Genomic DNA, 18,592 nt, shown 5'->3' with positions numbered 1-18,592 from the left:
CGGACGCGGGGGCGGACGGCCGTGACGGGCGAGGAGCCCGCGCGGCCGTCCGCCCCACAGCCATTCACAGGGGAGTCAACAGATGTACGACTACGACCTTCTGGTCGTGGGATCGGCCAACGCCGACCTGGTGATCGGTGTCGAGCGGCGGCCGGCCGCCGGCGAGACGGTGCTCGGCGGCGACCTCGCCGTCCACCCGGGCGGCAAGGGCGCCAACCAGGCGGTCGCCGCCGCCCGGCTCGGCGCCGCGACGGCCCTGCTGGCGCGGGTCGGTGACGACGGGCACGGCCGGCTGCTGCTCGACTCCCTGCGCACGGCCGGGGTCGACACGGTGGGTGTCCTGGTGGGCGGCGCCCCGACGGGTGTCGCGCTCATCACCGTCGACCCCTCCGGCGACAACAGCATCGTGGTGTCGCCGGGCGCCAACTCCCGGCTCACGCCCGGGGACGTCCGGGCGGCCACGAGCCTCTTCCAGGCGTCCCGGGTGGTGTCGGCGCAGCTTGAGATCCCGCTGGAGACGGTCGTGGAGGTGGTCCGCGCCCTGGCGCCGGGCAGCCGCTTCGTGCTGAACCCCTCTCCCCCGCGTGAGCTGCCCGTGGAGGTGCTGGCGGCCTGCGACCCGCTGATCGTCAACGAGCACGAGGCGCGGGTGGTCCTCGGCGACGCCTGCGTGAGCGAGGACCCCGCGGACTGGGCCCGGCTGCTGCTGGCCAAGGGCCCGCGCTCGGTGGTGGTCACGCTGGGCGCGCAAGGTGCTCTGGTGTGCGACCGCTCCGGGGTGACCCGGGTGCCGTCGGTGCGGGTGGAGGCGGTGGACACGACCGGCGCGGGTGACGCCTTCACCGCGGCCCTGGCCTGGAAGCTGGGCACGGGTGCCGCACCGGCCGAGGCGGCGGCCTACGGGGCCCGGGTCGGCGCGGCGGCCGTGACACGGCGGGGCGCGCAGCAGTCGTACCCCACGGCGGCGGAGGTCGAGGCCCTGTGAAGAAGGCCGGCATCCTCAACCGCCATCTGTCCGGAGCCCTCGCCGAGCTGGGGCACGGGGACGGGGTGCTGGTCTGCGATGCGGGCATGCCCGTCCCGGACGGCCCGCGGGTGGTGGACCTGGCGTTCCGGGCCGGAGTGCCGTCGTTCGCCGAGGTGTTGGACGGTCTGCTGGCCGAGCTGGTGGTGGAGGGCGCGACGGCGGCGGAGGAGGTCCGGGCGGCCAACCCGGCGGCGACGGCGCTGCTGGAGTCCCGCCTCCCCGGTCTGGCCCTGGTCCCGCACGAGCGGCTGAAGGAGCTGTCGGCGGGGGCCCGCCTGGTGGTCCGCACCGGCGAGGCCCGGCCGTACGCCAACGTGCTGCTGCGGTGCGGGGTGTTCTTCTGACGGTTCACCCCGGGCCCCCCGTTGCGTCCGCCCCCTCCAGGCGCGCGCCCCTGCTCTCCGCGACGCGCTTGACGTCGCGCAGGGACTCGCTGAGCCGCCGGGCCAGATAGTGCAGCTCCGCACCGGTCAGCCGGTGCGCGGCGAGGAGTTCGGCGGCGTGTTCCAGCAGAGCGTCCGCCATGCCGAGCTGCACGCCCTCGATCTGGTCCGCGAGCCGGGAGACGTACCCCGTGCCGTCGCCCAGGAGGTAGCACGGCTTGCCCTCCGTGCCGGTCCAGGGAAGCAGGCGTCCGCCCGCCGAGGGGTCGGGCATCAGGTCGTTCACGCGTCGGTCTCCACGCGGTCGAGGTAGGGCCGGACCAGCGGGCTGTCCTCGCCGCGCAGGGGGGCCTCGCCCCTGCGGTACGCGGTGGGACCGCCGACGTACCGGCACGAGTACGGGTACGCGCGGACGCACGGGGGCGGTGCGGCCGATCCCCGGCGCCGTCGCCCCCGGGCGGGCAGGAGCGACCGGAGCAGCGGCTCCAGCAGCCGGGCCAGGAAATGTGTCATGTCAGCCTGCTCTCTCACCTGCGGTGACTGCGTTCTGTGGCGAATCACTCACAGCGTGGGGTCGGCGGTGGCTAGGCTGCCAGGGGTGGGGGGTTGACATCGCGCCTGTCAGCAAGGGAGTTGGCCGCATGAGCGAGGACCACAGGCCGCGGACGCCGCGCGAGAAGTACGGCGAGGAGTTACGGCTGCGCCGGACGGCGGCCCGGCTCACGCAGGAGAAACTGGGCGACCAGGTGGTCTGCTCGCCGACGCTGATCAGTCACTACGAGGCGGGCAGACGGCTGCCCAAGCCCGACGACGCCCGGCGGATCGACCAGGCGCTGGGGACGGACGGGTTCTTCGCCCGGTGGCTGGAGGACCTGGAGACGAAGTACACCGACCATTTCGCTGTCGTCGCGGAGCTGGAGCAACAGGCCGTGATGATGCAACAGTTCGCGCTGACACTGGTTCCAGGGGTCTTGCAGACCGACGACTACGCGAGCGCCCTCTTCCGTGCCTACAGGCCGAACTACACGGCCGCGGAACTTGACGAGTTCGTCGTCATCCGAACAAACCGCCGCCGCGTTCTGGAGGGACCGGCACGCCCTGTCGTCTGGACACTGCTGGACGAGGGTGTCCTCAGGCGCCGTGTCGGCGGTCCGCGGGTCATGGCGGAGCAGCTACGGCGTATCGCCGACATGGCCGAGGCGGGTCAATTACGCCTGCACGTCCTGCCGTACGAAGTCGGCGCACACGCACTCCTGCAGAGCCTGCTCACGCTGATGGCCTTCGATGACTCGGCGCCGGTGGCCTACGTCGAGGGCTTCCTGACGGGGAACTTGATGGATGATCCCGCCCTGGTGACGGCCAGCCAGACGGCCTACGCTCTTGCGCTGAGCGACGCGTTGTCGCAGCAGGAGTCACTGGCCCTGGTCAGGGCAGCAGCGGAGGAACACGCACATGGTCAGCAGTGAGCACGCCGTCGTCGACTCGTCCACGCTCACCGGGTGGTACAAGTCGAGCCACAGTGGCGGCGACCAGGGCGAGTGCCTCGAAGTCGCCCGTGGTCACGCCGCCGTGCCCGTGCGCGACAGCAAGGCGGGACCCGCCGGTCCGGCGTTGCTCTTCTCCGCGGACGGCTGGGCGAGCTTCGTGACCGCCGTGAAGCGGGGGCAGCTCCAGGACTGACGTTTCGAGGGGCTTGCCCGGTCCGCGGACCGGGCAAGCCCCTCGGCTCTCCCCCCTCAGAACTCCCTGTCCCCCCCCGGGTCCCCCGTCGGGAGTGCTGATGCCATGTACGACACGCTCCGGGGCGAGAGGGTTGCACGGCGTCCCGGAGAATCTCGCGCGTCCCGGCGGACCTCAGCCGACGTGGGTGACGAACCGTGCCGCCGTCTCGGCCAGCACCTCCCGGCCGTCCCGGGCCCACAGGCCGTCGTTGAAGAGTTCGACCTCGATCGGGCCGGTGTAGCCGGCGGCGTCCACGTGGCCCAGCCACTCGCGCATGTCGATCGCGCCGTCGCCGAGCTGGCCGCGGCCGTTGAGCACGCCCTCGGGCAGGGGGGTGGTCCAGTCGGCGAGCTGGAAGGCGTGGATGCGGCCGGTCGCGCCCGCGCGGGCGATCTGTGCGGGCGCCTGGTCGTCCCACCAGACGTGGTACGTGTCCACGGTCACGCCGACCTGGTGCGCGGGGAGGCGTTCGGCGAGGTCCAGGGCCTGGGCGAGGGTGGAGACCACGCAGCGGTCGGCGGCGTACATCGGGTGCAGGGGCTCGATGGCGAGGCGTACACCGTGGTCCTCGGCGTACGGGCCGAGTTCCGCCAGGGCGTCGGCGATCCGCTCCCGGGCGCCGTGCAGGTCCCTGGAGCCGGCCGGGAGGCCGCCGCAGACCAGCACCAGGGTGTCGGTGCCGAGGGTGGCGGCCTCCTCGACCGCCCGGCGGTTGTCGGACAGGGCCGCCGCGCGGGCCGCCGGATCGATCGCGGTGAGGAAGCCGCCCCGGCACAGGGTCGTCACCGTCAGACCGGCGTCGCGCACCAGCCCGGCCGCCGCCTCGACGCCGTACGCCTGGACGGGTTCCCGCCACAGGCCCACCCGGGAGACGCCCGACTCCGCGCAGGCGGCGACGAGTTCGGGGAGGGGAAGCTGCTTCACGGTCATCTGGTTGATCGAGAAGCGCTCCAGGCCGCTCGTCGTGCTCACTGGTCCACCCCGTACAGGGAGAGAAGGGTCTTCATGCGTTCCTCGGCCAGCCGCGGATCGGGGAACAGGCCGAGTGCGTCGGCGAGTTCGTAGGCGCGGGCGAGGTGCGGGAGGGAGCGGGCCGACTGGAGTCCGCCGACCATCGCGAAGTGGGACTGGTGGCCCGCGAGCCAGGCGAGGAGGACGACTCCCGTCTTGTAGTAGCGGGTGGGGGGCTGGAAGAGGTGCCGGGACAGCTCGACCGTGGGGTCGAGGAGTGCGCGGAAGCCGGTCACGTCTCCCGTGTCCAGGACCCGGACCGCCTCCGCCGCCAGGGGGCCCAGCGGGTCGAAGATGCCCAGCAGGGCGTGGCTGAAGCCCTGTTCGTCGCCCGCGATCAACTCGGGGTAGTGGAAGTCGTCGCCGGTGTAGCAGCGCACCCCGTGCGGCAGCCTGCGCCGCAGGTCCGTCTCACGTCGCGCGTCGAGCAGGGAGACCTTGACGCCGTCGACCTTGTCGGGGTGGGCCGCGATCACCTCCAGGAAGGTGTCGGTGGCCGCGTCGAGGTCCGCCGCGCCCCAGTAGCCCTCCAGCGCCGGGTCGAACATCGGGCCCAGCCAGTGCAGGACGACCGGCTCGGCGGACTGGCGCAGGAGGTGGCCGTAGATCTCCAGGTAGTCCTCGGGGCCGGTGGCGGTCGCGGCCAGCGCCCTGGACGCCATGACGATGGCCTGGGCGCCCGCGTCCTCGACCACGGCGAGCTGTTCCTCGTAGGCGGCGCGGATGCCGGCGAGGGTGCCGCCGGTGATCTGGTCGGTGCCGGCTCCGCAGGCGATGGGGCCACCGACCGCCTTCGCCTCCGCCGCCGACCGGCGGATCAACTCGGCCGCGCCCGCCCAGTGAAGGCCCATGCCGCGCTGGGCGGTGTCCATGGCCTCGGCGACACCGAGGCCGTGCGACCACAGGTGGCGGCGGAAGGCGAGGGTGGCGTCCCAGTCGACGGCGGCGGGCGCGTCGGGCGAGACGTCCGCGTACGGGTCGGCGACGACGTGGGCCGCGGAGAAGACCGTACGGGAGGTGAAGGGGGTGCCGGGGGCGACGGCGAGGGGTGCGGTGCGCGGTTCGTACGTCCGCAGCCGCCCCCCGGCGCCGGGGAGCCTGATCGTCACAGGGAGACCTCCGGCACCTCGACACGGCGGCCCTCGGCGGAGGACCTGAGGCCCAGTTCGGCGAGCTGGACGCCGCGGGCGCCCGCCAGGAGGTCCCAGTGGTAGGGGGCGCCGGCGTAGACGTGCTTGAGGAACAGCTCCCACTGGGCCTTGAAGCCGTTGTCGAACTCGGTGTTGTCGGGAACCTCCTGCCACTGGTCGCGGAAGGCCTCGGTGGCGGGGACGTCCGGGTTCCAGACGGGCTTGGGGGTGGCGCCGCGGTGCTGCACGCGGCAGGTGCGCAGGCCGGCCACGGCCGAGCCCTCGGTGCCGTCGACCTGGAACTCGACCAGTTCGTCGCGGTGGACGCGGACCGTCCAGGAGGAGTTGATCTGGGCGACGGCGCCGCCCTCCAGTTCGAAGACGCCGTAGGCGGCGTCGTCGGCGGTGGCGTCGTAGGGCTTGCCCTGTTCGTCCCAGCGCTGCGGGATGTGGGTGGTGGCCAGGGCCTGGACGGACGTCACCCGGCCGAACAACTCGTGCAGGACGTACTCCCAGTGCGGGAACATGTCGACGACGATGCCGCCGCCGTCCTCGGCCCGGTAGTTCCAGGAGGGGCGCTGGGCCGGCTGCCAGTCGCCCTCGAAGACCCAGTAGCCGAACTCGCCGCGGACGGAGAGGACGCGGCCGAAGAAGCCGCCGTCGACGAGCCGCTTCAGCTTCCGCAGGCCCGGCAGGAAGATCTTGTCCTGGACGACGCCGTGCCGGACGCCCCGGGCGTGGGCGAGGCGGGCGAGTGCGAGGGCGCCGTCCAGGCCGGTGGCGGTGGGCTTCTCGGTGTAGACGTGCTTGCCGGCGGCGATCGCCTTCCCGAGGGCTTCTTCGCGGGCGGAGGTGACCTGGGAGTCGAAGTAGATGTCGACGGACGGGTCGGCGAGGACGGCGTCGATGTCGGTGGAGACCTCGGTGAGGCCGTGCCGGCCGGCGATCTCCTTCAGGGCGTGCTCGCGGCGGCCGAGCAGGATGGGCTCGGGCCAGAGCACGGTGCCGTCGCCGAGGTCGAGGCCGCCCTGCTCGCGCAGGGCGAGGATCGACCGGACGAGGTGCTGGCGGTAGCCCATGCGCCCGGTCACGCCGTTCATGGCGATACGCACCGTCTTGCGTGTCACGTCAGTCCCCTCCGTGGGCGCCGCGCGCCCCGATCAGTACGGCAAGCCCCTGCCCGCACCCATGCAGCAAGCGCTTTCTATGCAGAGAAGCTAGCCTCTGGGCGTGGTCCGTACAAGACCGTGTCCGCTTCGAGTCGTTCGAGGGGGCGAACAAACAGTGCCCTTGGCCTTAGGGTCTGCTCGGAACCAGGACTTCTGCCTGGATGTCTACGAGGGCGTACGACGACATGCGCGACCGGAGGACGACGATGACGGTGACCCTGGCGGACGTGGCGGCCCGCGCCCAGGTCTCCCCAGCGACGGTGTCGCGCGTGCTGAACGGCAACTACCCGGTGGCCGCCTCCACGCGCGAGCGGGTGCTGCGGGCCGTGGACGAGCTGGACTACGTCCTCAACGGGCCCGCCAGCGCGCTCGCCGCGGCCACCTCCGACCTGGTCGGCATCCTCGTCAACGACATCGCCGACCCGTTCTTCGGGATCATGGCCGGCGCGATCCAGGCCGAGATCGGCGGACCCGGCGGACGGGCCGGCGGCGAGCGGCTCGCGGTCGTCTGCAACACCGGCGGCTCCCCGGAACGCGAACTCACCTACCTGACCCTGCTCCAGCGGCAGCGGGCCGCGGCCGTAGTGCTGACCGGCGGAGCCGTGGAGAAGGCGCCGCACGCGGCGGCCGTCGCGGCGAAACTGCGGAAGCTGGCGGACGCCGGGACCCGGATCGTGCTGTGCGGGCGACCGCCGGCACCCGACGCCAAGGCCATCGCGCTGACCTTCGACAACCGGGGCGGCGCCCGCGCCCTGACCGACCACCTCGTCGGCCTCGGCCACCGCCGGCTCGGCTACATCGCCGGCCCCGGGGAACGCACCACCACCCGGCACCGCCTGGAGGGCCACCGCGCGGCCCTCACGGCGGCCGGCATCGAGGACGACCCGAGCCGGACGGTGTACGGCCGCTACGACCGCCGGTCCGGGTACGAGGCCACGCTGGAGCTGCTGCGCCGCGACCCCTCCCTGACGGCCGTCGTGGCCGCGAACGACTCCGTCGCCCTCGGCGCCTGCGCCGCCCTGCGCGAATCCGGCCTGCGCATCCCCGCGGACGTCTCGGTCGCCGGCTTCGACGACCTGCCGTTCAGCGTCGACACGCTGCCGTCGCTGACCACGGTCCGCCTGCCCTTGGCGGAGGCGGGGGCACGGGCGGGCCGCATCGCGATGGGCCGCGAGGAGCCACCGCCCGGGGGGATCGCCTCGGTGCGGGGGGAGTTGATGGTGCGGGGGTCCACGGGAGTGCCGCGGACGCCGTGAGCGGCGGGGCCGGGCGCGGCGCGAGCTGCGGGCGGACGGTGGGCCGCGGAGTTCTCGGTGTCGCGCCGGCGCGTACGGTGTCCTTGCCGCGCGGTCGACTCCCCGGAGTCGTCGCCGGCGGCTTCGGTGTCCGTGGCGCCCGGCGCGGGCAACGGCAGGCCGGCCCGGCGATGAGTTTCGCGGCGGCCACCGGTCTGCACTGCCGTACGGACCACGGACCGGAAAACAGGAACGGGAGCTCCCCATGCGTGTCGTCGTCACCGAGTTCATCAGCCTCGACGGAGTCGTGCAGGCTCCCGGCGGGCCCGAGGAGGACACCGACGGAGGGTTCGCGCACGGCGGCTGGTCGCATCCCTTCTTCGACCCGGAGGTCCTCGGCGGCGCCTTCGCCGCGGGCCTGGAGAAGGCCGAGGCGCTGCTGTACGGGCGGCGGACCTATCTGACGATGGCCGCCGCCTGGCCGGAGCGCGCCGGGGACCCCTTCGCCGACCGGCTGAACTCCCTGCGCAAGTACGTCGTGTCGGACACCCTCGGGGACGAGGACCTGACCTGGGACAACACCGTGCGCGTGCCGGGGGCGCAGGCGCTGGACAAGGTGCGCGAGCTGCGCGCCGCCGACGGTGGTGACCTGACGATGATGGGCAGTCCGACGCTGGTGCGGGCGCTGATCGCCGCGGACCTGGTGGACGAGCTGCAGCTCGTGGTCATGCCCGTGATGCTCGGCGGCGGCAAGTCGGTCTTCCCGGCGGACGGAGCCCTGCGGACCTGGGAGCTGGTGTCGTCGGTCACCGCGAGGACCGGCGCCCAGATCAACGTGTTCCGGCCGGTGCGGGGGCCGCGGGACTGAGCGGCCCCCGCGGATCGCAGCGGTGCCGTGCCGTCGTGCGGGGCATGAGGTCGGCGGCTGGGGGGTACGTTCCGTGACCATGAAGCTGGCGTTCTCCACTCTTGGTGTCCCCGGTCTGCCCGTCCCGGAGGTTCTGGCGCTCGCGAGCGCCCACGGTTACCACGGGGTCGAACTGCGCGCCCACCCGGAGGAACCGGTGCATGCGGGGCTCTCCCCGGCCGGCCGCGCCGAGATCGCGGCCCAGTTCCGGGGCGCCGGGATCGAGGTACTGGCGATCGCCGGGTACGCCCGCGTGGCCGCCCCCGGCGACGACGCCCCGGTGCTGGAGGAGATCCGCGGACTGCTCCGGCTGGCCCAGGACCTCGGTGCGCCCTACGTCCGCGTCCTCCCCGGCGCCGACGCGGAGCAGCCCGGCGAGGAGTCCGACGCGATCGCCGCCCGGCGGCTCGGCACCGCCGCGCAGGACGCCGCCGCGCTCGGCGTCCGCATCCTGCTGGAGACGCACGACTCGCACCGCACCGGCGCCGACGCGATCCGCATCATCGGCCCGGTCGGCCACCGGCAGGTGGGCGCGGTGTGGGACGTGATGCACACCTGGCTGGGCGGCGAGCAGCCGGCCGAGACCTACGCGGCCCTCGCCCCGCACCTGGGGTACGTGCAGGTGAAGGACGTCTCCTCGGCCGAGGACACCGCCCCGCTGCCGCTCGGCGCGGGCGTGCTGCCGCTCGGCGAGTGCGTGGACGTCCTCACCCGGAACGGCTGGGACGGCTGGCTGTGCTGGGAGTACGAGAAGCGCTGGTACGAGGAGGCCGCCCCGCTCGCCGGGCTGCTGGACGAGGGCCGCGACCACCTGACGCGGCTGCTGGGCGAGGCGGCGTAGACCGCACGCCCCACCTGCGGGCCGCACGTCTCGGGACGTTTCCCGGGGGCGTCAGCCGGCGGTGGGCAGCGTCGCGAACGCGTCGTGGAAGCCGGGGAACGTCTTGCGCACGCAGCCGGGGTCGTCGTACGTCAGTCCGGGGGTGCGCAGGGCGGTGACGGCGAACGACATGACGATGCGGTGGTCGCCGAAGGACTTGATCTCGACGCCGGGCGCGGGCTTGCCGGGCCGGATCTCGATCCGGTCGGGGCCGGTCAGCACGTCGACGCCGAGCCGCCGCAGGTTGTCCGCGCAGGCCTCCAGGCGGTCGCACTCCTTCACCCGGGCGTTGGCGACGTCCTCGATGCGGACCGGTCCGGAGGCGAACGGCGCGATCGCGGCCAGCGTCGGCATGGTGTCGGAGATGTCCCGCATGTTCACCGTGAGCCCGCGCAGCTCTCCCGTGCCGCGTACGGTCGTGCGGTCCTTCGCCACCGTCACCTCCGCGCCCATCCGCCGCAGCACCTCCACGAAGCGCAGGTCGCCCTGGAGGGCGTCCGCACCCAGACCGGGCACGGTGATCTCGCGGCCCGGGGTGACCGCCGCCGCGGCGAAGAAGTAGCTCGCGGTGGAGGCGTCGGGTTCGACGGCGTAGGTGGTGGCCCGGTAGCCGCCGGGCGGGACGTCGTACACCGTGCCGTCCCGGACGACGTCGACGCCGAACGCCCGCATCATCGCCAGGGTGATCTCCACGTACGGCGCCGACACCAGGTCGGTCACCCGGATCCGCAGGCCGGTGCGGGTCAGCGGGCCCAGCAGGAGCAGCGCGGTGAGGTACTGGGAGGACTGGCCGGCGTCCAGCGAGACCTCGCCGCCCTCGACGCCGGCCGCGTGCACGGTGAGCGGGTGGTGGCCCTCCGCCTCCCCGTGCCGCAGGTCGACGCCGAGGTCGCGCAGGGCGCGGGTGAGCGGGCCGAGGGGGCGGCGGCGCATCTGCGGGGAGGCGTCGAAGCGGTAGGTGCCGTGTCCGGCGGCGGCCAGGGTGGGCAGGAAGCGGGCGGTGGTGGCGCCGTCGCGGCAGAAGACGTCGGCCTCGGCGCGCGCCGGTCCCTGCGGGCGGCCGTCGATCTGCCAGGTGTCGGGGGTGCGTCCGACCCGGTAGCCGAGCCGGGTCAGGCCTTCGGAGAAGCCTTCGGTGTCGTCGGAGCGCAGCGGCCGGACCAGGGTGGTGACGCCGTCGGCGGCCGCGGCGAGGAAGAGCGCGCGGGCGGTGATGGACTTGGAACCGGGGATGTCGACTGCGGGCATGGCCGCATGATGACGGCTCGCCCGGGGTCCGGTCACGTGATGTCCAGGAGCTGGACGCGCCCGGCGTAATGCGTCGGCGGCGGCCCTCCCGTGGTTACTGTGCATTCCCTTGACGGAAAGAAACTTCCCGGATATTGCTGACTCCTCGGAAGTTTCCTTCAGCGGTTCTCCTCTGGAAGGAGCGCACGTGCACGACACCAGCACGGGAAGCACGGGAAGCACGGGAAGCACGGGAAGCACGGGAAGCACGGGAAGCACCGAACGGCCGTCCAGGCGCGCCGTCCTCGCCGCCACCGCCGGCCTCACCGCCGGACTCACCGTTGCGGCGACCGCGCGGGCCGCCGCCGACCGCTCCGCCGTCCACGACCGCCGGCTGCGCGCCCTGATCTCCCGGATGACGCTGGAGGAGAAGGTCGGCCAGCTCTTCGTGATGCGGGTCTACGGCCACTCCGCCACCGCCCCCGACAAAGCCGACGTCGACGCCAACCTCCGGGAGATCGGCGTCCGCACCGCCGCCGAGCTGATCGCCACCTACCGCGTCGGCGGCATCATCTACTTCACCTGGGCCCACAACACCCGCGACCCGCGGCAGATCGCGGACCTGTCCGACGGCATCCAGCGGGCCTGCCTGGAGCAGCCGCGCGGACTGCCGGCGCTCATCGCCACCGACCAGGAGCACGGCGCCGTCTGCCGGATCGGCAGGCCGGCCACCCTCTTCCCGGGCGCGATGGCGGTCGGCGCGGGCGGCTCCCGCGCCGACGCCCACGCCCTCGGCCGGATCTCCGGCACCGAGCTGCGCGCGATGGGCGTCAACCAGGACTACTCCCCCGACGCCGACGTGAACGTCAACCCGGCCAACCCGGTCATCGGGGTCCGCTCCTTCGGCGCCGACCCGGACGCGGTGGCCGCTCTGGTCGCCGCCGAGGTGAGGGGCTATCAGGCGGCCCGGGTCGCGGCGACCGCCAAGCACTTCCCGGGCCACGGGGACACCGCCGTCGACAGCCACTACGGCTTCCCGGTCATCACACACAGCCGGGAGCTGTGGGAGCGGCTGGACGCGGTGCCGTTCCGGGCCGCGATCCGGGCGGGCATCGACTCGGTCATGACGGCGCACATCCAGTTCCCGGCCCTGGACGACTCCGGGGACCCGGCGACCCTGTCCCGTCCGATCGTCACCGGCATCCTGCGCGGCGAACTCGGTTACGACGGGGTGGTGATCACCGACTCGCTGGGCATGCAGGGCGTCCGCACCAAGTACGGCGACGACCGGGTGCCGGTGCTCGCGCTCGAGGCAGGCGTCGACCAGCTACTCAACCCGCCGTCGCTGGACGTGGCGTGGCACGCGGTGCTGACGGCCGTGCGCGAGGGCGAGCTGACCGAGGGCCGCCTGGATGAATCGATCCTGCGCATCCTGCGGCTGAAGGCCCGGCTCGGGCTCTTCGAGCACCCCTACGCCGACCCGGCGGGCGTCGGCCGCGCGGTGGGCACCCGGGCGCACCTGGCCGCCGCCGACCGCATCGCCGAACGCTCCACCACGCTGCTGGTCAACGAGGACGGCACCCTGCCGTTCGACCCCCGTCGGGAACGCGGGGTCCTGGTCGTCGGCGCCGACCCGGCCTCGCCGTCCGGCACCACCGGGCCGCCCACCGGCGTCCTGGCCGCCGCCCTCACCGGGCTGGGGTTCGCCGCCACGGCCCTGTCCACCGGCACCACGCCCTCCGCCGCGGCCATCACCGAGGCGGTCACGGCCGCGCGGGACGCGGACGCCGTGGTCGTGTGCACGTACAACGTGACGGCGTCCAGCGCCCAGCGGACCCTGGTGGACCGCCTGCTGGCGACCGGGAGGCCGGTGGCCGTGGTGGCGGTCCGCAACCCGTACGACGTCGCGCAGTTCCCCTCCGTCCGGGCCTGCCTGGCCACGTACTGCTGGACGGACGTCGAACTGCGCGCCGCCGCACGGGTGATCGCCGGCCGGGTGGCACCGCGCGGCAAGCTGCCGGTGCCGGTGCAGCGGGCGGACGACCCGGCGCGGGTGCTGTACCCGGTCGGACACGGGCTGACGTATTAGCGGCCGGCCCGCCGGGGCGTTCAGGGACGCAGCGTGCGCTCCCGCTCCTGGGCGTTTCGGGCGTCCAGCCGGGCGTCGTACGGGGCGAGCGGCTTCGCCCGGGCCACGGTGGCCGGCGGGAGGCCCGCCCAGTCCAGGACGCGGGCGGTGGCGAGGCTCTTCTGGTCGGCGACCAGGCCCGCCACGTTCGCGCCGTGGTTCAGGCCGGGCGCCGTGAAGACGTACGAGTCACGGGCGCCCGCGCCGAGCCGGAAACGCTCCGCCCCCCAGGGGTCGTTCTGGCCGTAGACGAAGAGCATGTGCGTGGCGTGGTGCCGCACCCAGGTGTCCACGTCCCGCATGGCCCGCGGCTGGAAACGCATCGGGACGGACCGGGGCACGAGGTTGCGCGGCGGCTGGTAGCCGTAGCGGACCAGATGCTTGCCGAGGTAGGGGAAGTGGATGGTCGGCGCGCCGAGCTGGGTGCCCGCCTGATAGTAGTACGGCGTGTACGTCTGAAGACCCTGGTCGGTGTAGGCGGAGAAACCGGAGATGGCGTCGACCGAGTCCCAGATCGCGTCGTCGCTCGCGGTGGCCGCGTCCGCCGGGACGGTGTCGCAGTCCTTGAGCAGGCTGTACTGCCAGAAACCCCACACGTAGTCGAGGACGACCGCCTCGTAGGCCCTGTCCAGGCTGCCGATGGTGTCGAAGGTGTAGCCGTTGTCGGCGGCGTACCGGGCGTACCGCTTCTCCAGCGGCTCGCGGCGCACCAGTGCCTCCCGCTGGACGGCGTTCAGCCGCTCCCGGCACTCCTCGGTGCCGACGCGGGTGAAGAAGCGGTCGTACGCGGAGTCCTCGTCGTTGACGACGTCGTTCGGGGCGACGTACGCCACCACGCCGTCCATGTCGCGCGGGTAGAACCGCTCGTAGTAGGTGGCCGTCATGCCGCCCTTGGAGCCGCCCGTGGCCAGCCAGTTGGCCGGGTAGAGCGCTTTGAGGGCCTGGTAGACGCGGTGCTGGTCGCTCGCGGCCTGCCAGATGTCGAGCTTGGACCAGTCGGCCGGCTCGGGGCGGGACGGGGTGAAGAAGCGGTACTCCAGGGAGACCTGGTTGCCGTCCACGATCTGGGTGGGCTCGCGGCGCGAGGGGGTCGTGGAGACGTTGTAGCCGCTGGTGTAGAAGACCGTGGGGCGGCTGGTGTCCTTGTGCAGCACGGTGATCCGCTGCTGGAAGGTGCCCCGGCCGGGGTGGCGGTGGTCGACCGGCTGGGTGTAGTTCAGGACGAAGTAGCGGTAGCCGGGGTACGGCTTCTCCTGGACCAGGCTCATGCCGGGTATCGACAGCAGCCAGTCCTTGATGTCGGTGGGCTCGGGCTCGGCGGCGGTGGCCGCCCCGGCCGCCGTGCTCAGCGTGCCCAGGAGCACCGTGAGCGCCAGCAGCCATCTGAGCGCCTTGCGCATGCGTACTCTCCCCCTGTGAGACAGATGTGCGCCGGAAGCTATCCCAGCAACTGTCGTCACACCAGGGGGGATTGCGCGGGGATGCGCGGGGCCCCGCTCAGGCGTTCAGCACAGGATCCAGCCGGAGCTGACCGCGTACCCGGTCCACCGATCCCTTGATCCAGACGCAGCGGTGGCCGGCGTGCACGGTCACCGGGCCGGCGTGGTGCCGGTAGCGGCCCCGGTCGAGGACCGGCCGGTTGCCGCGGGCCTGCACGCTGACCGACATCGTCTGGGCGGCGCCGGGGCGTCTGGCGACGGTGACGGCGCAGACGTAGCCGTCGTGCTTGTAGACGTGGGTGACGCCGGTTCTGAACGGCAGGGCCCGCACCTCGTGCCCGGCGCAGCCGCCACCGGCCGGGGCGGCCTGCGCCGTCCCCGTCACCGAGAGGGTGAGCGCCCCCGACACGGCCAGCACGGCCGCACCGAACGCCAGTCGCCGGCGTATCGCACCACTGTCCACTCGTCGTCCTCCCCGTACCGCGGTTCACACTCCCCTGTGCCCGTACTGATGTACGGACGCACAGGTGTGTCGGATGGTTGCACGACCGTCAGCGGGACGCGTCGCCGGGGGTTCAGGCCGTGTCGACCTGGCCGGACACACCGACCGGCTCCTCCGGTCCGGACCGGCCGACGAAGGTCCGCCACAGGTCGGCGTACCGGCCGCCGCGGGCCAGCAGCTCCTCGTGGGTGCCGTCCTCGGCGACCCGGCCGCGGTCCATCACCACCACCCGGTCGGCGCGTGCCGCGGTGGTCAGGCGGTGGGCGACGACCAGAGTGGTACGGCGGCCGGCGAGGCGGTCGGTGGCCTGGTTGACCTGCGCCTCGGTGGCCAGGTCGAGGGCGGCCGTGGCCTCGTCCAGGAGCAGGACGTCCGGGTCGACCAGTTCGGCGCGGGCGAGGGCGATCAACTGGCGCTGGCCCGCCGAGAGGTTGCGGCCGCGCTCGGCGACCCGGTGCAGATAGCCGCCCTCCAGGGTGGCGATCATGTCGTGCGCGCCGACCGCGCGGGCCGCGGCCTCCACCTCGGCGTCGGTGGCGTCCGGCCGGCCGTAGGCGATGGCGTCCCGGACGGTGCCCGGGAAGAGGTACGCCTCCTGCGGGACGACGCCGAGCCGGTGCCGGTACGAGGTGAGGTCCAGGGCGCGCAGGTCCGTGCCGTCGGCCGTGACCCGGCCGGCGGTTGGGGTCGTAGAACCGCGCGACCAGCTTCACCACCGTCGACTTGCCGGCACCGGTCTCGCCGACGAACGCGACCGTCTGCCCGGCCGGGATCCGCAGGTCGATGCCGGACAGGGCCTCCTCCTCGTCGCCGTACGCGAAGTGGACGCCCTCGAAGGCGATGTCCCCGCGCAGCGACGGCACCTCCTCAGGCTCGCCGGCGGACCCGGTGGACGTCTGCTCGCGCAGCAGTTCCTGGATGCGGCCCAGCGACACCGTGGCCTGCTGGTAGCCGTCGAAGACCTGGGAGAGCTGCTGGACGGGCGTGAAGAACAGGTCGATGTAGAGCAGGTAGGCGACCAGGGCGCCGGTGGTGAGCGTGGCCGCCTCGATCCGGCCGGCGCCCGCGATCAGCACGGCCGCCGCGGCGACCGAGGACAGTAGCTGCACGAACGGGAAGTAGACGGAGATCAGCCGCTGGCCGCGGACGCGGCGCGCCGGTAGGCGTCGCTGCGCTCGGCGAACCGCCGGCCGCCGTCCCCCTCCCGCCGGAACGCCTGCACGATCCGCAGCCCGGCCACGGTCTCCTGGAGGTCGGCGTTGACCGTCGAGACGCGCTCGCGGGCGAGTTCGTACGCCTTCACGCTGGCCCGGCGGAAGAAGAAGGTGGCCACGACCAGCGGGGGCAGGGTCGCGAACACGACGAGGGCGAGCTGTACGTCGAGCACCAGCAGGGCGACCATGATGCCGAAGAAGGTGACGACCGAGACGAACGCGGTCACCAGGCCGGTCTGGAGGAACGCGGACAGGGCGTCGACGTCGGTCGTCATCCGGGTCATGATGCGGCCGGTCAGCTCGCGCTCGTAGTAGTCCAGGCCGAGCCGCTGGAGCTGCGCGAAGATCTTCAGCCGCAGGGTGTACAGCACGCGTTCGCCGGTGCGGCCGGTCATCCGGATCTCGCCGGTCTGCGCGGCCCACTGGACGACGACGGTCAGCAGGCCGAGCAGCGCCGCCGACCAGACCGCGCCGAGCGCCGCCTTCGTCACACCCGAGTCGATGCCGTGCCGGATCAGCACCGGCAGCAGCAGGCCGGCGCCCGCGTCCACGGCGACCAGCAGCAGGCTGACCAGCAGGGGCAGCCGGAAGCCGCGCAGCAGGCGGCGCAGCCCGTAGGAGTCCTCGGGCAGGACCGCGCGGCCCTCGTCGATGTCCGGGGTGTCGGTGGCCGGGGGCAGCGCCTCGACCTGGGCGAGGAGTCCTGGGGTGGCCGGGGTGCCGGACAGGGCGTGGTCGCGGGGCTCACGGTCGCCGGTCCACAGCCGGGGGGTCACACCCCGCTCGGCGTCGAACTCGGCGTCAAGCTCGTCCCGGACGGAGGTGTCCTCCCGCGGCCCGGCGGGCACGGCGTGGCCCGGGGAGACCTGGCCCAGCTCGTCGGGGTCGGTGAGCAGGCGGCGGTAGAGCGCCGAGCGCTGCTGGAGTTCCTCGTGGGTGCCGAGGTCGGCGAGCCGGCCGCCGTCGAGGACGGCGATGCGGTCGGCGAGGTTGAGGGTGGAGCGGCGGTGGGCGATGAGCAGGGTCGTACGGCCCTCCATCACCTGGCCCAGCGCTTCGTGGATCTCGTGCTCCACGCGGGCGTCCACGGCGGAGGTGGCGTCGTCCAGGACGAGCAGGCGGGGGTCGGTGAGCAGGGCGCGGGCGAGCGCGACGCGCTGGCGCTGGCCGCCGGAGAGGGTGAGGCCGTGCTCGCCGACCGTGGTGTCGTAGCCGTCGGGCAGCTCGGCGATGAAACGATCCGCCTGGGCGGCGCGGGCGGCGGCCTCGATCTCCTCCCCGGTGGCGTCCGGGCGGCCGTAGGCGATGTTGTTCCGGACGGTGTCGGAGAAGAGGAACGAGTCCTCCGGGACCAGCCCGATCGCGGCCCGCAGCGAGTCCAGGGTCAGCTCGCGCACGTCGTGACCGCCGATCAGGACGGCGCCGTGGGTGACGTCGTAGAACCGCGGCAGGAGCAGGGAGAGGGTGGACTTGCCGGAGCCGGAGGAGCCGACGACGGCGAGGGTCTCGCCGGGGCGTATCTCGAAGCTGAGTCCCTGGAGGACGGGTGCGCCGTCGCCGTAGGCGAAGGACACGTCGTCGAACTCGACGGCCGCGGGGGCGTCGGCGGGGAGGGCCCTGGTGCCGTCCGTCAGACCGGGCTCGGTGTCGATCAGCTCCAGGACGCGCTCGGTGCCGGCGCGGGCCTGCTGGCCGACCGTGAGGACCATCGCGAGCATGCGGACCGGGCCGACGAGCTGGGCGAGGTAGGTGGAGAAGGCGACGAACGTGCCGAGCGTGATGTGACCGCGTACGGCGAGCCAGCCGCCGAGGGCCAGCATGGCGACCTGGCCGAGCGCCGGGACCGCCTGGAGCGCGGGGGTGTACCTGCTGTTCAGACGGATGGTGCGCAGCCGTCCGGCGAAGAGCCGCCGGCCGACCTCGCGCAGCTTGCCGGTCTCCTGCTCCTCCTGCCCGAAGCCCTTCACCACGCGTACACCGCTCACCGAGCCGTCGACGACGCCCGCCACGGCGGCGGCCTGGGCCTGGGCGTACCAGGTGGCGGGGTGCAGCCTGCTGCGGCTGCGCCGGGCGATCCAGCCGAGGGCCGGGGCGACGGCCAGGGCGACCAGGGTCAGCGGCAGCGACAGCCACGCCATGATCACCAGGGACATCACGAAGAGCAGGACGTTCCCGATGGTCATCGGGAGCATGAAGAGCAGGCCCTGGATAAGCTGGAGGTCGCTGGTGGCCCGGCCGACGACCTGCCCGGTGGACAGCTCGTCCTGGCGGCGGCCGTCCAGCCGGGTGATCGTGCCGTACATCTCGGTGCGCAGGTCGTGCTGGACGTCCAGGGCGAGCCGGCCGCCGTAGAAACGGCGGACGTAGGTGAGGGCGTACACGAGGAGGGCCGCGCCGACCAGGGCGCCGGCCCAGGGGGCCATCGCGCGGGTGTGGGCGCCGATCACGTCGTCGATGATCACCTTGGTGACCAGCGGGACGAGGGCCATGACGGCCATGCCGGCGAGGGAGGAGCCGAGGGCCAGGACGACGTCCTTCGGATACCGCCAGGCATAACCCGCCAGCCTTCGTGCCCATCCCCGTCGCGGTGCCACACCGGTGCCTTCCGTCAGAGCCGA

General features: G+C 73.3%; 15 protein-coding genes and 2 pseudogenes. 8 read left to right on the top strand and 9 right to left on the bottom strand.

The window, feature by feature from the left end; genetic code table 11:
• The first annotated feature begins 82 nt into the window (after positions 1-82).
• Entirely contained in the window at positions 83-985 is a 903-nt protein-coding gene (locus tag D9753_RS22875; protein WP_121788692.1) for a ribokinase, read from the top strand.
• On the top strand, positions 982-1,371 hold the full coding sequence (gene rbsD, locus D9753_RS22870) for a D-ribose pyranase (RefSeq protein ID WP_121788691.1): 390 nt from the start codon (positions 982-984) through the stop codon (positions 1,369-1,371). The genes D9753_RS22875 and rbsD overlap by 4 nt, the downstream gene beginning before the upstream one ends.
• A 4-nt stretch (positions 1,372-1,375) precedes the next feature.
• Here rbsD and D9753_RS22865 read toward each other — a convergent pair whose 3' ends face one another.
• Complete coding sequence (locus D9753_RS22865) at positions 1,376-1,684, bottom strand: hypothetical protein (RefSeq protein WP_121791236.1); 309 nt, start codon at positions 1,682-1,684, stop codon at positions 1,376-1,378.
• A gap of 8 nt (positions 1,685-1,692) precedes the next feature.
• Positions 1,693-1,923: a hypothetical protein gene (locus D9753_RS22860; protein ID WP_121788690.1), complete on the bottom strand. Its 231-nt coding sequence runs from the start codon at positions 1,921-1,923 to the stop codon at positions 1,693-1,695.
• 128 nt (positions 1,924-2,051) lie between these two features.
• Between D9753_RS22860 and D9753_RS22855 the strand changes: the two genes are divergently transcribed.
• Positions 2,052-2,876, top strand: a complete 825-nt coding sequence (locus D9753_RS22855; protein WP_121788689.1) for a helix-turn-helix domain-containing protein — start codon at positions 2,052-2,054, stop codon at positions 2,874-2,876.
• Positions 2,863-3,090 carry a DUF397 domain-containing protein gene (locus D9753_RS22850; protein ID WP_121788688.1) on the top strand — a complete coding sequence of 76 codons (228 nt, stop codon included), beginning with the start codon at positions 2,863-2,865 and terminating at the stop codon, positions 3,088-3,090. Before D9753_RS22855 ends, D9753_RS22850 begins: the two co-directional genes overlap by 14 nt.
• Positions 3,091-3,264: 174 nt before the next feature.
• Here the strand turns inward: D9753_RS22850 and D9753_RS22845 are convergent, their stop codons facing one another.
• Genes D9753_RS22845 through D9753_RS22835 form a run of 3 tightly spaced genes read right to left on the bottom strand, consistent with a single transcriptional unit; the run spans position 3,265 to position 6,400 of the window.
• Complete coding sequence (locus tag D9753_RS22845) at positions 3,265-4,062, bottom strand: sugar phosphate isomerase/epimerase family protein (RefSeq protein ID WP_121791235.1); 798 nt, start codon at positions 4,060-4,062, stop codon at positions 3,265-3,267.
• A 38-nt stretch (positions 4,063-4,100) separates the two neighbouring features.
• Entirely contained in the window at positions 4,101-5,252 is a 1,152-nt protein-coding gene (locus tag D9753_RS22840) for a dihydrodipicolinate synthase family protein (RefSeq protein WP_121788687.1), read from the bottom strand.
• Positions 5,249-6,400, bottom strand: a complete 1,152-nt coding sequence (locus tag D9753_RS22835; protein ID WP_121788686.1) for a Gfo/Idh/MocA family protein — start codon at positions 6,398-6,400, stop codon at positions 5,249-5,251. Before D9753_RS22835 ends, D9753_RS22840 begins: the two co-directional genes overlap by 4 nt.
• A 248-nt stretch (positions 6,401-6,648) precedes the next feature.
• Here D9753_RS22835 and D9753_RS22830 point away from each other — a divergent pair, with 248 nt between their 5' ends.
• From D9753_RS22830 to D9753_RS22820, 3 genes are all read left to right on the top strand, one after another.
• Entirely contained in the window at positions 6,649-7,698 is a 1,050-nt protein-coding gene (locus D9753_RS22830) for a LacI family DNA-binding transcriptional regulator (RefSeq protein ID WP_240468485.1), read from the top strand.
• 244 nt (positions 7,699-7,942) lie between these two features.
• Positions 7,943-8,545 carry a dihydrofolate reductase family protein gene (locus tag D9753_RS22825; RefSeq protein ID WP_121788684.1) on the top strand — a complete coding sequence of 201 codons (603 nt, stop codon included), beginning with the start codon at positions 7,943-7,945 and terminating at the stop codon, positions 8,543-8,545.
• Positions 8,546-8,624: 79 nt separating this feature from the next.
• A complete protein-coding gene (locus D9753_RS22820; RefSeq protein WP_121788683.1) occupies positions 8,625-9,425 on the top strand; it encodes a sugar phosphate isomerase/epimerase family protein in 801 nt (266 codons plus the stop codon).
• A 51-nt stretch (positions 9,426-9,476) separates the two neighbouring features.
• Here the strand turns inward: D9753_RS22820 and aroA are convergent, their stop codons facing one another.
• Complete coding sequence (gene aroA / locus D9753_RS22815; RefSeq protein WP_121788682.1) at positions 9,477-10,712, bottom strand: 3-phosphoshikimate 1-carboxyvinyltransferase; 1,236 nt, start codon at positions 10,710-10,712, stop codon at positions 9,477-9,479.
• A gap of 187 nt (positions 10,713-10,899) precedes the next feature.
• On the opposite strand from aroA, the gene D9753_RS22810 reads away from it, so the two are divergent.
• A complete protein-coding gene (locus tag D9753_RS22810) occupies positions 10,900-12,780 on the top strand; it encodes a glycoside hydrolase family 3 protein (RefSeq protein WP_121788681.1) in 1,881 nt (626 codons plus the stop codon).
• Between the two features lie 20 nt (positions 12,781-12,800).
• Here D9753_RS22810 and D9753_RS22805 read toward each other — a convergent pair whose 3' ends face one another.
• From D9753_RS22805 to D9753_RS22795, 3 genes and pseudogenes are all read right to left on the bottom strand, one after another.
• Complete coding sequence (locus tag D9753_RS22805) at positions 12,801-14,219, bottom strand: S28 family serine protease (RefSeq protein ID WP_121788680.1); 1,419 nt, start codon at positions 14,217-14,219, stop codon at positions 12,801-12,803.
• 105 nt (positions 14,220-14,324) lie between these two features.
• Positions 14,325-14,721, bottom strand: a pseudogene (locus D9753_RS22800) (hypothetical protein).
• A 112-nt stretch (positions 14,722-14,833) separates the two neighbouring features.
• A pseudogene (locus tag D9753_RS22795) lies at positions 14,834-18,568 on the bottom strand (ABC transporter ATP-binding protein).
• Between the last annotated feature and the right edge of the window lie 24 nt (positions 18,569-18,592).

The sequence above is a fragment of the Streptomyces dangxiongensis genome (assembly GCF_003675325.1).
In the GTDB taxonomy this organism is placed as follows: Bacteria; Actinomycetota; Actinomycetes; order Streptomycetales; family Streptomycetaceae; genus Streptomyces; species Streptomyces dangxiongensis.
The sequence above is the reverse complement of the archived record's forward strand: the minus strand, read 5'-3'. Positions and strand labels throughout refer to the sequence as shown.

Excerpts from the sequence above, each read along its gene's own strand:
- D9753_RS22875 (WP_121788692.1), top strand. The coding sequence starts at position 83 with ATGTACGACTACGACCTTCTGGTCGTGGGATCGGCCAACGCCGACCTG.
- D9753_RS22865 (WP_121791236.1), bottom strand. The coding sequence starts at position 1,684 with ATGCCCGACCCCTCGGCGGGCGGACGCCTGCTTCCCTGGACCGGCACG.
- D9753_RS22860 (WP_121788690.1), bottom strand. The coding sequence starts at position 1,923 with ATGACACATTTCCTGGCCCGGCTGCTGGAGCCGCTGCTCCGGTCGCTC.
- D9753_RS22855 (WP_121788689.1), top strand. The coding sequence starts at position 2,052 with ATGAGCGAGGACCACAGGCCGCGGACGCCGCGCGAGAAGTACGGCGAG.
- D9753_RS22850 (WP_121788688.1), top strand. The coding sequence starts at position 2,863 with ATGGTCAGCAGTGAGCACGCCGTCGTCGACTCGTCCACGCTCACCGGG.
- D9753_RS22845 (WP_121791235.1), bottom strand. The coding sequence starts at position 4,062 with ATGACCGTGAAGCAGCTTCCCCTCCCCGAACTCGTCGCCGCCTGCGCG.
- D9753_RS22830 (WP_240468485.1), top strand. The coding sequence starts at position 6,649 with ATGACGGTGACCCTGGCGGACGTGGCGGCCCGCGCCCAGGTCTCCCCA.
- D9753_RS22825 (WP_121788684.1), top strand. The coding sequence starts at position 7,943 with ATGCGTGTCGTCGTCACCGAGTTCATCAGCCTCGACGGAGTCGTGCAG.
- D9753_RS22820 (WP_121788683.1), top strand. The coding sequence starts at position 8,625 with ATGAAGCTGGCGTTCTCCACTCTTGGTGTCCCCGGTCTGCCCGTCCCG.
- aroA (WP_121788682.1), bottom strand. The coding sequence starts at position 10,712 with ATGCCCGCAGTCGACATCCCCGGTTCCAAGTCCATCACCGCCCGCGCG.
- D9753_RS22805 (WP_121788680.1), bottom strand. The coding sequence starts at position 14,219 with ATGCGCAAGGCGCTCAGATGGCTGCTGGCGCTCACGGTGCTCCTGGGC.